Annotated in this window: 10 protein-coding genes; 7 read left to right on the forward strand and 3 right to left on the reverse strand. The window is 52.1% G+C overall.

The window, feature by feature from the left end; translation table 11 throughout:
• Window positions 1-52 precede the first annotated feature (52 nt).
• The gene (locus tag N9C89_RS14635) at window positions 53-1,255 is read left to right on the forward strand and encodes a glycosyltransferase 87 family protein (protein ID WP_263954746.1); all 1,203 of its coding nucleotides are present in this window, start codon (window positions 53-55) and stop codon (window positions 1,253-1,255) included.
• 1,258 nt (window positions 1,256-2,513) lie between these two features.
• Complete coding sequence (locus N9C89_RS14640; RefSeq protein WP_263954747.1) at window positions 2,514-3,839, forward strand: ferric reductase-like transmembrane domain-containing protein; 1,326 nt, start codon at window positions 2,514-2,516, stop codon at window positions 3,837-3,839.
• A gap of 321 nt (window positions 3,840-4,160) precedes the next feature.
• Here the strand turns inward: N9C89_RS14640 and N9C89_RS14645 are convergent, their stop codons facing one another.
• On the reverse strand, window positions 4,161-5,591 hold the full coding sequence (locus N9C89_RS14645) for an NCS1 family nucleobase:cation symporter-1 (protein WP_263954881.1): 1,431 nt from the start codon (window positions 5,589-5,591) through the stop codon (window positions 4,161-4,163).
• 187 nt (window positions 5,592-5,778) lie between these two features.
• Here N9C89_RS14645 and N9C89_RS14650 point away from each other — a divergent pair, with 187 nt between their 5' ends.
• The 3 genes from N9C89_RS14650 to N9C89_RS14660 all read left to right on the forward strand — a co-directional run bounded on the left by N9C89_RS14650 (window position 5,779) and on the right by N9C89_RS14660 (window position 8,899).
• Window positions 5,779-6,435 (forward strand): GntR family transcriptional regulator, encoded by a 657-nt coding sequence (locus tag N9C89_RS14650; RefSeq protein WP_263954748.1) that lies wholly within the window; start codon window positions 5,779-5,781, stop codon window positions 6,433-6,435.
• Between the two features lie 455 nt (window positions 6,436-6,890).
• Window positions 6,891-7,613 carry a hypothetical protein gene (locus tag N9C89_RS14655; protein WP_263954749.1) on the forward strand — a complete coding sequence of 241 codons (723 nt, stop codon included), beginning with the start codon at window positions 6,891-6,893 and terminating at the stop codon, window positions 7,611-7,613.
• 485 nt (window positions 7,614-8,098) lie between these two features.
• Entirely contained in the window at window positions 8,099-8,899 is an 801-nt protein-coding gene (locus N9C89_RS14660) for a class I SAM-dependent methyltransferase (RefSeq protein WP_263954750.1), read from the forward strand.
• Window positions 8,900-9,220: 321 nt separating this feature from the next.
• On the opposite strand, the gene N9C89_RS14665 is transcribed toward N9C89_RS14660, so the two are convergent.
• Both N9C89_RS14665 and N9C89_RS14670 read right to left on the reverse strand, forming a co-directional pair.
• Window positions 9,221-9,409, reverse strand: coding sequence for a hypothetical protein (locus N9C89_RS14665; RefSeq protein WP_263954751.1), 189 nt, complete (start codon window positions 9,407-9,409; stop codon window positions 9,221-9,223).
• Window positions 9,410-9,668: 259 nt separating this feature from the next.
• A complete protein-coding gene (locus N9C89_RS14670; RefSeq protein ID WP_263954752.1) occupies window positions 9,669-10,523 on the reverse strand; it encodes a transporter in 855 nt (284 codons plus the stop codon).
• Window positions 10,524-10,827: 304 nt separating this feature from the next.
• Here N9C89_RS14670 and N9C89_RS14675 point away from each other — a divergent pair, with 304 nt between their 5' ends.
• Both N9C89_RS14675 and N9C89_RS14680 read left to right on the forward strand, forming a co-directional pair.
• Window positions 10,828-12,729: an amidohydrolase gene (locus N9C89_RS14675; RefSeq protein WP_263954754.1), complete on the forward strand. Its 1,902-nt coding sequence runs from the start codon at window positions 10,828-10,830 to the stop codon at window positions 12,727-12,729.
• A gap of 421 nt (window positions 12,730-13,150) precedes the next feature.
• On the forward strand, window positions 13,151-14,557 hold the full coding sequence (locus tag N9C89_RS14680; RefSeq protein ID WP_263954755.1) for a serine hydrolase domain-containing protein: 1,407 nt from the start codon (window positions 13,151-13,153) through the stop codon (window positions 14,555-14,557).
• Window positions 14,558-14,736: the final 179 nt, after the last annotated feature.

Raw genomic sequence — 14,736 nt, forward strand, 5'->3', positions numbered from 1 at the left:
TTCTAAAAGCAACGCATTCGAAACAGCAGAGACTAAAGCTCAGGTATGAATTATGAATGAAACAACCTCAGGCGGAGGCGAAGCTCACTTCGGAACGCCGCCGCTGACTTGGGTGCTGAGTTTCAGTCTGATCGTGAGCTACGCGCTGCTTTACCCTGTCACACAACCGGATCATTATAAATATCTTGTTCCCTGGTTGAGGGCGATAACCGGTTCTGACGGACATGATGTCTTTGCTACGGAATTTTCAAACTATACGGGCGGCTATATTAGTTTTCTTTGGCTGGTGAGTTTAGCCAAACCACTCCTGTCTGAACTGGCGGTCATCAAGATTACTGCAGTCATCGGCAGCGTTCTGGCCGCATTTGGTGTCACGCAATGCCTGGCCGCCGCAGGGTGGGCGGGACGAGCCCGCCTAAACGCAGGATTGGCGTTCTTATTGCTGCCGACGACAATGCTCAATGGCATTGGGTGGGGGCAGGCAGATGCATTTTTTACAGCCTTTATTTTGTACTCCATGGCCGCCGTTCTCCGGCAGCGGCCGTTGCTGGCCGGTCTGATGTTTGCCATCGCCGTGTCTTTCAAACTGCAGGCGATGTTCTTCGCCCCCTTTTTACTAGGGTATTTGCTAAAGTCTCCTGGTCGGATGCTGATATCTGCGGGCATACTTTTTCCCGTCTATCTATTAGTTAACGCCATCTATCTGGCAGCTGGGCGTGACTTATTGGAGGTTCTGACTATCTATGCTGGCCAAGCCCAGACATTTACCCGCTTGTCGATGAACGCTGGGAACTTCTGGTTAATGCTTGATATGCTTGGCCCGAACGAGCTTCTAAGCACACAGCATCGATCATTTGTGCTGGCTGGCTTGACTGCTGCGTTGGCTGCTGGCGTTGCGATTGTTTTCAAGGTTCTCAAAGCGCCGTTTACTCTACATGCAATGATCTATTACGCCAGTCTTTCTGCGATTTTAATGCCATTTCTGCTACCCAAAATGCACGAGCGGTTCTTCTTCCCCGCTGAAGCACTATTGTTTGTTGCCGCGCTAATGTACCCACGGTTTCTGCCTGTAGCAGTATTAACGCAACTCTCTGGAATCGCGATGTATTCGGTTTATCACGATACTCTTGGTGTAAGGGCGATACTTGGCTGGCCTTGGGTCGCGATTGCGGGGATCGTATTGATGGCGGCTGCTATCTACTTACTGTTGCGTTGGGGAAGAGTGGGTGGGGAAGAGAATGAATTTAGACGATGATTAGAATTTCTTGACCCAACCGCATAATTAACTGACTATGAATTCCTTAGACAAGGATGCCTAAAGCCAATAATTTTCCCGGAGTAGTCGCCTTTTCTCAGCGTTAAGCAGGCAAAGCCGAACCTCGCCATGTTGTGGCGGCCTTTTTGTGATCACCTAATTGGCTGTAGGATAACGCTCCCTGCAGAACCTTCAGTTCTAACGCGCAAAGGCATCATGCTACGAAAGCTAGCTAAAAAGTGGTTTGGCGCCATTTCAGCAACCACCCGGCATCTGTGTCTACTGTCTGACTGTATTAAGAGCGCACTCACAGCGAATTGTCGGCTTGAAATCTACTGAGATCGACAGAGCGGAATGACTTGGACGGGGAGATTCGCTGTATCGCCGAAGCCTTGCCGCTGCAGGCGCAAAAAGCGTGTTGAACATTCAGTACCTGTATCCACTACGATCGCAGACGTCCGCTTAGTCCCGCACAGCCGAGCTTGCCCCTACGCAAATGCTGCATGATGTTCTAACGGCCGGTCTGGTGAGGCCGCGCTGCAGCAAAGACGTCTTTGATGAAAGGCAGGTTCGGGCCGACTTCTGCCCCTAAACTTTGCTCGACAGCATAGTTCGACAACGGCGGTTGCGTACTCCCGTAACCAAATTTAAAAAGTACTTACAATAACTTACGACCAGTGAGGCGATAGCTTCGTTGGTCCCGTTTCCTCGCGGTTCTACAAGGCCCAGTGAAAAGGGCAGGTTCCAGTCATTCGCGGCAGGCGCGAATTCTGCATGCTGCCACGCTAATAGCATACACCGAGAGTTCACACTCTCATGAAGGCGATCAGTTGGCGAAGCTATTGGTTCGGCATTTCGACTACGCGTTGAATGTACTGGTCTGTTCGAGTTGTGACGAACTGTAACCGCGTCGCGCTACGGCGTTTTCGCGATTGATTGGCGAAGACCCAATGCAAGCCGAGAAGGTCATATTTCCTGTCAACCGCGATGATCTCGCCGAATTTGTAAGCGTGATGCGCAACTGCATTACCAGAATACTCCACCTGTCGCTGCAGAAGGGTGCATTGAATACGGCTATGGGCAGGTTACGATCACCCACAGGGCCATCGGAGTTTTCCGCGAAAAGCGCTTGACCTAGAGCGCACAGATTGCCTCTGTAGACATTGCGATGGACCAAATCACAGGTTTGTTCCTTCGCACAATAGTTCAAACAATGCTCTACTGGGGGCACGAAGAGGCTCGACAGGAGAATTCAGTGATGCGGGTTAATATCTGGACGGTTTTATGCGTACTGACTGCGACAGTCCTTCTTGCCGTTCCGTGGCTTGAGCTGGCTGGCGACGGTGTGGCGCTCCCTTGGGGCATTTATCTTCAGTTGCTCTTTGCCACTGGGTTTTTGTCAGTGACGTTAATGTCTGTCGCGATGGTACTGTCATTGCGAAACCCGCGGGTTGAGAATTGGGTCGGCGGGCTTGACCGAAGCTACCGCCTCCATCGGCGGGCAGCGCAGTGGGGCGTTGGTTTTGGGTTGGCCCATTACCTTATCAAGCTGGGTTCAAAGCAACTCCGCAAAGCCGAGCTTCTAACGAAACCGGAGGGTTATGACAGCGGCATCCCGGCATTCTTCGACCCATTGCACGATCTCGCCAAACTTGCCGGAGAATGGGGGCTGTATGTCGCGATTGCGCTTGTCGCGGTGGCTCTGATTCAAGCGATTTCCTATCGTCAGTTCGTGCGTCTACATCGTATCTTTCCAGTGATCTACCTCGGGTTCGTTCTGCACGCAGTCGTGTTTATGCCACTGGCCTACTGGATAAATCTAACGGGTGCGGTTCTGTCGGTGAGTGTGGTTGGAGGTCTGATTGCCAGCGGGCTAAGTCTATCTGGAAGGATCGGGCGATCCAGACAGGTGCAAGGGCGGGTTACTCAGGTTCAGCCCATCGGCAACGACGTTTTGGAAGTGATTATAGAGCCCGGCCCGGCCTGGCCCGGACATCAAGCAGGGCAGTTTGCCTTATTTACCTTTGACACCAAAGAGGGCTCTCATCCGTTCACACTTGCTTCCGCCTGGGAGAGCGGCGCGGGGCCGAAAAAGATCAGAATCGCCATAAAGGCTCTTGGGGATTACACCTCGACCTTGCCTGGGTCTTTGGCAGAGGGCGCGCCGGTCAGGATCGAAGGCCCCTATGGGCGGTTCGACTTCGATAATGGCAAAGGTAGGCAAATCTGGATTGCTGGCGGAATCGGGCTGACACCGTTTGTGGCTCGGCTGGAACACCGTACGGCCCAACCGATGGCGCTGGAGCCCGTAGATCTGTTTTTCAGCACACGCGGGGTATCATCAAACCTCCTAGATCGTATTCAAAAGATCGCAGAGGCCGGTCATGCACGGCTACACGTCGTCGACACAGGGCATGACGCGCCTATCGACGCAGCGTTGATCATGCAGGCAGTACCGGATTGGCATATCGCAAGCATCTGGTTTTGCGGCCCAGCAGGATTTGGTGATGCATTGGAAACGGCGTTCCACGACGCAAGCCTGCCGCGCGGGAAATTCCACCGCGAAGCATTCGCGTTCCGGTAGTCCATTTGCAAGTGCCATAAATAGGGCCGAACACACAGAGAAGTTGAAAACAGAGATGCGTGAGCAAGCATATTCAGTCCAACTCTCGATAGCCTCGCATGGCATAAAGCAGACGTTGAAATTGAGGGCAACTTAGTTCGCGCTCAAGCACGTCGTGCGATGGCAGAGCTAGAAGAACTTTTGCGAAGAGAGTTTCGGTGAGGCAGGACATTGGGCTTGGTCACCGGTATGTTCGTCCTGCTTGATTAATGAAGAAACTATCTTCAGATCAAAAAGTAGCTGGTGGAAATATTACCCCACCAGCAAAGATTTCGACCGTCGTCAAACTTTGACATTGTTCTTGGCCAAGCCATGATAGAACAGGCCGCCAAGAATGGCACCAATGACCCAAGCATACCCCGAAAGGAACGACAACCAAGGCACCCAGACAGTGGCAACCGAGAAGATGGCCGCCAAGCCAAAAGCCTTGACCGCGGCGTTATTCCATCCGTTCTGGTAATGGTATGTGCCACCGTCCAAGTTGTAGAGGTCTTCAACATTCAGGTGTTCTTTCCGATGCCAATAGTAGTCAACGATCATTATCCCGAAGATTGGCGCCAGCGTTGCGCCTAGGGTGTTGACGAAGCCGCTGATCCCGAACTGGCTGATGAAGCTGTTCCAGAAACCACCGATAACAAGCGCAAAGATTGATGTGATAAGACCCGCATTCCGAAAGCTGATCTTCTTGGGCGCCAGATTGCAGATGCCGTTAACAGCCGGAATGAAATTTGCCACTAGGTTGATGCCGACAGTAGCGGCAAAAAAGGTGATGGCCGCGATCACGCCCAGAAGCACACTGTCGGTGCGCTCGACGATTTCGGTCGGGTTAATGATTGCTTCACCGTAGACCACCGCCGCACCACCGGTTGTCATCAGCGCCAGTGCCGAGAACAGGATCATATTCAGGGGTAGACCCGCGAGGTTGCCCTTGATCATTGCCGGCTTGTCTTTTGCATACCGCGAGAAGTCGCTGAAATTGATCATCACCGCAGCAAAATAGGCCACCATCGTGCCGACAATGGCAATGAAACCCTTAAGTTCGGTCCAGAATGTTCCCTCGGGATTGGCGAAGATCGTTAAGGTTGCTTCCAGAAGCTGCCCGTCAGAACGTTGCCAAAGCACGATCACGAGGCCAATCATCACGAGATAGACAAAGGGACCAGCTATATTGAGGAAGGTTTCCACCCAACCCATGCCGCGCCAGAATATGAAGATGTGGAAGGCCCAAACGATCAGGAAAGAGAGCCAGTCGATACCTGTGAGACCCATGATTTGAGCGCCGCCCGCTTCGGCGCCGGTGATCGTCCGGATCAAAAGGGCAAGTGCCGTCGAGGCGAAGTAAACCTGTACCCCGTACCAGAAAACGGCGACCGTCGCCCTGAGGATGGCCGGCAGGTTTGACCCAGCGGTGCCAAGGCTGGCACGAGCGAAAACTGGGTAGGGAATGCCGTACTTCTCGCCCGCGGCACCGGACAGGTTCACCATCCACATCACAAACAATCCGGCAACGACCAGCGCCGCAAATGCAGTCCAGCCGCCAACGCCGTAGGAAATGAACAGCGATGCCACAAGTGAATAGCCGAACAGCGACTGCACATCATTTGCCCAAATATTGAAGATGGCGAACCACCCCCAGTTTTTTTCATCAGCGCCGACAGGGTTGAGCGTGTGCGTGCTGTCCCCCGAGAGCGTGTCGCCATGAGTGACGCGCATGTCATCTGTTGAAGCCATTTTTTTCTCCTGAGTCCGCTGAATGAGCGGCGATTGGATTTTCTGCAGAACCTCGTGCGAAGTTGTGCTTGTAGCTAACATTTTAGGTGGTAGTTTAGCAGTCATGCTATAAAAAAGAACAGGCAGGACTTTATTGATTTTCAAGATAGTCTTGAACGGGAGGTGAGATATGGAACAGCCACGCGATGGTCAGCTTTTGGCACATCAGGCGCAACTGGCTCTTTGGGAGGCACTTCGGGACGGTAGATTGCGTGATGGACAGTTTCTTTCCATGGCGCAACTTGTCGGACTTCTTGACTTTCCCATCGCCGCCATTCGCGAAGCGGTGAAGCAAGCCAGTGCGCAGGGATTGCTGTCTGCGTTGCCCAAACGCGGAATTCAGGTGATGGAGGCTCACCCAGAAGCGATCCGTGAATGTCTCGATTTTAGGATGGCGCTAGACCAAGAAGGTGCGCGGCGCCGAATTCGGATCGGCAACCTTGAAGGCCTGGATGCGTTGCGAGAGCGCCACGAGGGCATGCGGAATACGGCAGAAACGGATGCGGCGAAAGACCTGCCAACCCAAGCTATTAAGGTCGATTTGTCGCTTCATGACTATCTTGCCGAAGGTCTTCGCAATTCTCATCTGACGGCGGCTTATGCCGCAAATCGGATGCGCATGGCAATTATCCAGAACTCGCGCCCGTTTCTGCAGGACCGAATCTTTTCCGCAATGGAAGAGCACCTTGCGATTATTGATGCTATTGAAAATCGCGACGTCGAAACTGCGATAGATGCAATCCAGTATCATTGCGATCAGACGCTCCGTTGGTGGGGCATAACTTGAACTTCAAGGTACTTCCAACACCTAATGGATATTCGCGCTCAATTTGCACAGAAAACCGTCATTTGATTGGAAGTAACGAATGTGTACTTCGTGCACGCGGCTGCCGTTGAGAAGTTTCAAATGGTGCCGATGTGATAAATGTCGCTTTGTGGACCACGACCGCAGCATTTCTGTGGCCTGGCAGATGTCGTCGATGGGCCGTTCTTGTAAGAGTTGCTGCGCCCGTTTTGCGGATCTGTTGCGAGCGATCCAATGGCAGGTGCGAGCCTTCGGCACCAATTTTGGCAATGCAGCGAATGTCACCTGTCACGGTAGTGGCAATAAACGTTCAGCAGGCTCTTGAGTTATGAGGGGGGGTGTGGATGCACAAAATGAGGATTTTTGCAGGAGCGCTAAAAAAAGAGGTTCTTTGGGTAAGGCGCATTTGTTACGAACACATTAAAATGGAAAGATAAATGCTAAATCAACACACTCTTGACTCTTTCATGAATACTTTCATGGGCTACGGCGATTTCAATGCCGACACTTGGTTCATTGGTATGGAAGAAGGTGGTGGTAATAGCCTTGAGGATGTCCAGACCCGCATAGGCACATGGGCGGAGCGTGGAGGACGCATCCTTGAGGACTGCGCAGAGTATCATCAAGCGATTGGAGACGGTCATTTATTCACCCCTCCAGTGCGTACCGCACAACGCACATGGGATTGGCTTATGCGGGCACAACTCCTATCCGAGGGTAAGGCGCATGACATTGCTGCATCAAAAGTGATGCAGGTTGAGCGTTGGTTGCGTAGCGGGTCTAAAACTTGCGGGATTGAATTGTTGCCGCTTCCTTCACCCAAGACAAGCGTTTGGCACTACAACCAATTCTCAAACGATCCAATCCTACAAAATCGGGCCAGCTATAAAGCTGCGATGCTGCCAACGCGGATCACTGCTATCAAAAATGCTATTGATGCACACAAGCCGCGTAACGTGGTGTTTTACAGCAAACAATATCGGGCTTATTGGAAACAGATTGCGGGTAAGGATTTTGTCGAAGTTGACGGCCTGCGCATCACGCAGTCCGGCGGCACTTCTTTTATTTGCACCATACATCCAACGGCGCAAATAAAAGGTGTCGGCAAAAAAATTGCCTACTGGGAAAACATCGGTATGCGGCTGGCGGGCGCAGAATAGAAACTTGGTGTCCGCAAAACCCTCATCCAAAAACGACCCTTAGTTGACACCCAGGAAAGCAGCCATTTGCGCAGTCGCATCGAAGGTCCGCTTTGACACGCTTAGTCGACCTTCTCTCTAAGAAAACGCTGCATGAAGATCGAACGACCGGTCTGGTTAAGTTGCACTGCACAAACGCGTCTTTGATGAAAGGCATGTTTGGCCTTGAGAGTAACATCTCACAGAAATCAGAAGACTATGAGGCTGTTCGGCAGCTAAGACACCAATTTGACCTATGGCGCGGATCGACAATCCCGCGCTTCTTGGTGGGGGTTCGAATATGAGACAAAACCTAGGGCAATTTTGCTAGGTTTTTTGAAGAAGAACTTTTCATAGTCTTCGGCGGTAAGGCTTGATGTGCCAAGGCTGCCGCTTTTGGCGTTTAAGACTTGGCAGGCGGTTATTGATCGAACCACTATGCCCTCGGTATTGGTAGGGACATGGCAATGAATTCTAAAACATCGGATGAGAACGGACGCCTTTGGGGTGCGCGCGCATCAGACTGGGCCAATTACCAAGAGCGCGTACACGAAGCAGTCTACAAAGCCGTTCTAGATGCGGCAGATATCAAAGCAGGCACCCGTTTCTTAGACGTGGGCTGCGGCGCAGGATTGACCGTGAATCTGGCAGTCGCTCGTGGTGCCGAGGCTACCGGCTTGGATGCAGCGGATGATTTGTTGAAGATTGCCGCTGTTCGCACGCCAACAGCGGCTTTCCATTTGGGCGATCTCGAAGCCCTTCCATTTGGTGACGGGGAATTCGATGTAGTTTCCGGAATTAACTCCTTTCAATATGCAGGAAATCCGGTTTCAGCTCTGTCTGAAGCAAAGCGCGTCGCCGGCGAGAATGGGAAGATTGTGGTTGTTACATGGGGCGAGCCGCAGGGTATGGGCGCGGCAAAGCTTATCGGAGCACTCAAACCCCTGATGCCACCTCCTCCGCCCGGAACGCCAGGCCCCTTTGCGCTATCTGATGAAAGCGCGCTTCGCGCGTTCGCCGAGCAAGCGGGGCTCAAGGCGGTTGAGATTTTCGATATCGACTGCCCGTTTGAGTATCCCAACATTGAAACAGCGGTACGAGGTTTGAGTTCGGCAGGTGTCGCGGTCAAAGTGATGGAGATTGCGGGGGAAAAAGCCGTTGAAGAGGCTTATCGAAATGCCTTATCCGAGTTCCAAGCACCCGACGGAAGCATCCGTGTCGGTGCCGTATTCCGCTGTCTTATTGCAAAGTCAGCATCTGAAATATGAAAAAACCTATACTTTTTTGTCAGCATAAATTCGATGGGCTTTAGTACCACAGTTCCATCAAAGAAGTCCTTGAAGTTGTCGCGGCGGATTGGCAATTCGTCTGCTCTCTGACGTTTCAGCAATCAATATTGCACTGTGCATTGCATTCCGGTTCAGGCAAGTAGAACCCCCGCACCGTTTGCTTTGATGAAGGTCGGCGCTGGGCTATCCTCGGCGGAGGTAATATTCGAGAACAGCTCTATGCTAAGTAAACTCCAACGGCGGTAACGAAACCAAATTATCGTATGCGTCAAAGTGCTCAAATGACTTCTGTCTGCGATTTCAGTAGAGCCGTGTACCTTCATCTGATGTGTGATCATCCTCGACCTCTTGACGCGTTTGATCCCGGTCAACAGTGGATATCACACATTCAGCAAGTGTCGGAGCCGACTTCCTTTCGGGCCAGTGATCAGGGTGCCACATACGAGACTGGATGAGTGTTGTTTCCCCTGACGCGGTGGAAGGCTTCATTGGCGTGCCAGCGATGAACATTTATTTCGGCGGGGCGCTCCTAAGCTTTCCTTGAAAATCTTTGCTAATCGCTCCGAGTGCGGTTTCCCTCTAAGGTGCAAAAGTCTTGTGAAGGAAACGTGATCTAGGTCGCACGGCTCTGTATGCGCGAATACCCCTTTGGACGTCCGCATAGAGCCTCGACAGTAAAAACCGCGGGCGATCTGGAAGTTCTGTTTGGCGAAACCAAAGCGTTTCGTGAAGCTTGAAACTAAAGCTCCTATTTCGGGAACATAAAGGTCATTGTAAACCGCGCGCCCCAGCCCTCTGGCCCTGTGGGCGTAGATTCAGCCCAATACCGTAACCCGCCTGAGAGGCTAACCGGTTGTTTTCCAAAATTCACTACTTTGGAAACGCCAAAATTGATCGGTACGGACCACTGATCCTCTGTCCAGTCATAGGTTGATTCTGTATTAAGGAAGGCACCCCAAGCATTTGGCCAAGTGTAGACGAGGAAGGGCTGCATAAACGTTGAGCTGATTTCGGTTTCTCCACCTACGTCCCAGATATGGTTTGCCAGCGCGCCATAAGTCCAACCGCCGGAAATCCGCAGGGCCACACCCGTCGCGCCTAAACCCCATTCGCCAAGCCCAAACGGACCGTCATTCCAGCGCGATGTCGGAATAAGGACGACAGGACCCGCGCCCCAGATCCAACCACTTGATGTGGGTGCTTTGGGCGAGAAAAAGAAACTTTGAACAACATCGCCAACCCCGAATTCGGATCCGGCACCGCTTGGAATGCCGTCTGTCAATTGCAGCGGAACGATCGTACGCGAAATCAAATTCCAATCGTCGCTAAGGTCAAAGGGAATGACCGGCTGAACGTTCAAGGTCCAATTCGAACCGTCATCATTAGGCCCGTAGTTCTCGTTGTAGTTAAGCTGGAACGGCGCGCTAATAAGGGAAGCTACCGGATTCGAGAGTGTTTGGGCGAGCTCGCTAGCCGACTCTTCTTCAGCGGCCGCTCCTTGTGCGCCTAAAATGAGCGCGGCCATTGCTGCCAGTGCGGCACCCTGCTTTTGCGCCATGTATGAGCTGAGGATGCTTTTTGAAATACGTTTTAAATTTATCATATATATGTTCCCCCACTAGGGTGAGTTTCTGCCCCGTAATTGCTCTCGGCTTAATTATCCTTGACGGGGATGGCTTCTTTCGAAAGCATAATTCTAACACCAGCTTAACGCGATGAAGAGCTACCGCGTCAAGACAACATTTCGTTTACAATACGTTTAGAAAGTGGAATCTCAGTTCAAAGGAAATGAAATACTATTAACTGCCAACACATTAGGCGCGCGTTGATTGATACTGTGATCTCGTTTTCCACGCCGCATTCAAATTTCTAAGCCGTTATTTATACCAATTGCATTGGAGCCCCTCATGTTTAAACAAGACCGCCGCTCATTTTTGAAATCGGCACTATTTGGAGCAACCTGCCTGACGCCAATTGGTCAATTCGCTTTTGCGCAGAGTTCATCGCTGACTGACATCGGCGCGGCTATGGGAGTCGTTGATCAGGTTACCATCTACACCGCGCGCGAAATCGTCACGTTGGACCCCGATCAACCATCGGCGAGCGCAGTGGCGGTTGTGAATGGCCGCATTCTTGGGGTGGGTGACGTCGAAACCCTGACCGAGGCGCTGGCCGATCAGCCATATGAAATCGATGAAACCTTTGCAGATAAGGTGATCGTGCCGGGCTTCATCGCGCAGCACGACCATCCGGTGTTGGCTGGCCTATGTATGTCCTCCGAAATCCTTTCGATCGAAGATTGGGTGCTGCCCGCGGGTACTGTTCCTGCGGTGAAAGACAAAGCAGATTTTCTGACCCGCTTGAAGAGTGCCAGCGAGGCAATCGAAGACCCGGATGAGCCGCTTCTGACGTGGGGGTATCACAGCTATTTCTATGGAAAACTGACACGCGAAGATCTGGATGGTGTGAGCGAAACCCGCCCGATCATCGTTTTTGCCCGCTCCTGTCATGAGTTTACGCTCAATAGCGTCGCACTTGAAAAAGGTGGCGTTGATGAGGAATTGCTGTCCGGTTGGTCGCAATCTGCGCAGAACCAGTCCAACCTCGAAGAAGGGCATTTCTGGGAGCAAGGCGTTTTCGCAATTTTGCCAAGCATCGCGCCATTGGTGTTCAATCCCGAAAAATTCGTCGCGGGTTTGGAGCTGATGCGCGACTACATGCATGCCAAGGGCGTGACCTTCGGAAACGAACCGGGCGGGATCCTTTCAAAAGACGTCCAAGACATGGTGAATTCCGTCATGTCGGCGCCGTCAATGCCGTTCCGATGGACCTTTATGGCAGATGCAAAGAGCCTGATTGCCAAATACGACGATGACGCGACTGTTATTTCCGAAACGGAGAAGCTGGCCTCTTGGTACGGCGGCATGACTTCACTTGCAGAAGGCAGCGCCAAGCTCTTTGCTGACGGCGCAATTTACTCGCTGGCAATGCAACTGCGTGATCCGCTGCTGGATGATCAGGGGCATGGCGGCGTCTGGATGATGGACGAAGACAAGTTCCTGCGCGGGTTTCAGGTTTATTGGGACGCGGGCTATCAGATTCATATTCACGTCAACGGCGATGCGGGCCTCGACAGGGTACTAAATGCGCTTGAAGTCAACATGCGTCGGAACCCGCGGTTTGATCACCGCACCGTAATCGTGCATTTCGCAGTCAGCGATTCAGATCAAATCCCTCGCATCAAAGAACTTGGCGCTATCGTGAGCGCCAACCCTTATTATGTGCGGGCGCTCTCGGACAAATATGGCGAAGTGGGCCTTGGCCCGCAGCGCGCGGATTCCATGGTGCGCCTTGGTGATTTGGAAGAGGCAGGAATTCCTTATTCGCTGCATTCTGATATGCCCATGGCACCGGGCGATCCGCTATTCTTGATGTGGTGCGCGGTCAATCGGGTCACTTTCTCTGGCCGGGTTGCCGATGCGGACCAGCGGGCATCACGCGAGAAAGCCCTCAGAGGTGTAACGCTAGACGCGGCCTATTCCCATCGCATGGAAGACGAGCTTGGCAGCATTCAAGCCGGTAAGCGCGCCAATATGACGATCCTTGAAGAGAACCCTTTGACCGTAGACGCCATGAAGATCAAAGATATCAAGGTTTGGGGAACAGTGATGGAAGGTACCAAACTCAAAGTGGGCTATCAGGCACAAGAGGACGCCTTCCTTGCTCCAAATATTTCAACCGAGGCTCAAACGCGGGTAGCGCGCGCGGCACTCAACCATGCACTGTCTGTGGTTCACAGCCACCTCTAAATGATTATCGCGCTCGTGGGCTGAATTTTAGCCATGATTTCGAAGCGATCGCGTGATACTGGAATTATTTTGAACTATTTGAAGAGGTTGAGCGACAATTTGCTGCATTTCCCCCGCGTCACAGTCATTGACGCTATAATCAGAACCTGCAAAACTTCGACTCGCCGCTTCTATTTCGAATGCGGCTAGAACAACCAGAAATAGCGAGAAAGGATCAATTGAAAGATCATTGAAATCCGGCACTTGCTACGCTGAATTTCAGGCATATGTGCATGATGTACGATGCGCCAGTCTCTCTGTTGGTTCTGGTCGTCGTTCGTCCTGATAACGCTGATGATGGTCACCCAACCACCTCACCTCTCGCAAACATTATGAAGTGTAATTCTTCAACAGAGCCGAATTCATCAAACCAGAGGTCAACATGACAGATAATAGCAAACAAAAATCTCGGAAAGCGAAGTCCGGCCTAGACCGCCGAGAAGTCCTTTTTAGCGGCGCAGGTGTGGCTGCTCTCGGAGCAATGGGAGGCTTTGTCTTCGGTGGCCTGAGCCCGACACGTGCAGCAGCGCAGACGAGCGAACCATTCATTCAGCCGATCACCGAACGCACAACACCAATTTCAAAGGCGAAAGAACCGCTTCCATACGACGTGGCAAAGGAAGTACGTGCTCGTTTCAGCGTGCCCAACTGGCAATCCGCTGGGGATGACGGCGTTTATGTCAACATGCATTTCCCGTCGTTCAAGCCAACCGATATTGCGATGCCAAGCCATCCGCCACGTGAGTTGGAACGCGACATTCAACCTCAGCTGAAAGACCTGACCTTCACTCGGGAAGACGGATCGCAATCCGATACGCTTGATGGATATGTCTATGGCGAAAATCGGACGCAGGCGCTCTTGATGGCGCATAAAGGGAAAATTGTTTACGAAGCCTATCCTGGTATGAACCCATGGGATTACCACATTTGGATGTCCGCCTCGAAGACTTGCGTCGGTACGCTTTGCATCATCCTTGAGCGCGAAGGTCTTCTCGATCTCGAAGCGCCAATTTCTGATTATGCGACCGAACTTGCCGGCACGGCTTGGGATATGGTTTCCGTTCGCAATGCATTGAACATGGCGTCTGGTCTTGATGTTGAAGAAACAACCGAAGCGTTCCTTGACCCGAACAGCTGGATCGAGAAGTTCTTCGCATCTCTGTTTGGTGGCGACGGGAATGCATGGATTGAAATTCTCCAGTCCGTGAAGCCTCTCGACGGCGAAAAGCCGGGTGATCATTTCCGCTATTCAACCTCGATCACACAGGCGCTTGTTTTGGCGCTCCAAAGTGCTTCAAACCTGAAATACGTGGATCTCTTTAATGATCGGATCTGGTCCAAAATCGGTGTCAAAAACCAGTACATGGTTGGATTGGCATCAGACGGCACCGCAGTCGGTGGCGGTCTGAATATGACCACGCCAGAAGACATGCTGCGTTACGCGATGATCTTCACGCCAAGCTGGAACGTCGTATCCACGGAGCGGATTATTAGCGACGATCTGTTGCGGCGCATCCAGACACTGGGCGATCCAGCAGCCTATAAAGGCAGCACCGAAGAAGGTTATCACGCACAGTGGTTCGGCGAGAGCGGCGAACGCAACTCTGCGCAGTGGGACGTTGTCTTTGCCGATGGCGCCATGTTCAAGCACGGTAACATGCACCAAGGTATCTACAGCGACCCAGCCAGAGATTTCTGTGGGATGATCTTCTCTACAACGCCAAATGATCAGCCGGACTACACGCCGGGTTACCTCCGCGCTGCAGCTAAAATGCTGGCAGGTGGCTAAGCACTAAAGCTTGGAGTGGCGGCGCATCGTCTTCGCCACTCTAACGCATCAGGTGGGTTGCTGGGCATATCAATGCGCCCCTAAGTTGCGCGTCTGAAATTAAATTCAATTGAAATTTTCTTGAGGGTGCCCATACTGGCGCACATAAAATGAAGCGTTTTAACCTCAAGACCAAGAAA

Origin of the sequence: Halocynthiibacter sp. SDUM655004 (assembly GCF_026015885.1) — a bacterium.
Taxonomy (GTDB): domain Bacteria; phylum Pseudomonadota; class Alphaproteobacteria; order Rhodobacterales; family Rhodobacteraceae; genus Falsihalocynthiibacter; species Falsihalocynthiibacter halioticoli.

Excerpts from the sequence above, each read along its gene's own strand:
- N9C89_RS14635 (WP_263954746.1), top strand. The coding sequence starts at position 53 with ATGAATGAAACAACCTCAGGCGGAGGCGAAGCTCACTTCGGAACGCCG.
- N9C89_RS14670 (WP_263954752.1), bottom strand. The coding sequence starts at position 10,523 with ATGATAAATTTAAAACGTATTTCAAAAAGCATCCTCAGCTCATACATG.
- N9C89_RS14665 (WP_263954751.1), bottom strand. The coding sequence starts at position 9,409 with ATGAAGCCTTCCACCGCGTCAGGGGAAACAACACTCATCCAGTCTCGT.
- N9C89_RS14650 (WP_263954748.1), top strand. The coding sequence starts at position 5,779 with ATGGAACAGCCACGCGATGGTCAGCTTTTGGCACATCAGGCGCAACTG.
- N9C89_RS14645 (WP_263954881.1), bottom strand. The coding sequence starts at position 5,591 with ATGCGCGTCACTCATGGCGACACGCTCTCGGGGGACAGCACGCACACG.
- N9C89_RS14640 (WP_263954747.1), top strand. The coding sequence starts at position 2,514 with ATGCGGGTTAATATCTGGACGGTTTTATGCGTACTGACTGCGACAGTC.
- N9C89_RS14680 (WP_263954755.1), top strand. The coding sequence starts at position 13,151 with ATGACAGATAATAGCAAACAAAAATCTCGGAAAGCGAAGTCCGGCCTA.
- N9C89_RS14675 (WP_263954754.1), top strand. The coding sequence starts at position 10,828 with ATGTTTAAACAAGACCGCCGCTCATTTTTGAAATCGGCACTATTTGGA.
- N9C89_RS14660 (WP_263954750.1), top strand. The coding sequence starts at position 8,099 with ATGAATTCTAAAACATCGGATGAGAACGGACGCCTTTGGGGTGCGCGC.
- N9C89_RS14655 (WP_263954749.1), top strand. The coding sequence starts at position 6,891 with ATGCTAAATCAACACACTCTTGACTCTTTCATGAATACTTTCATGGGC.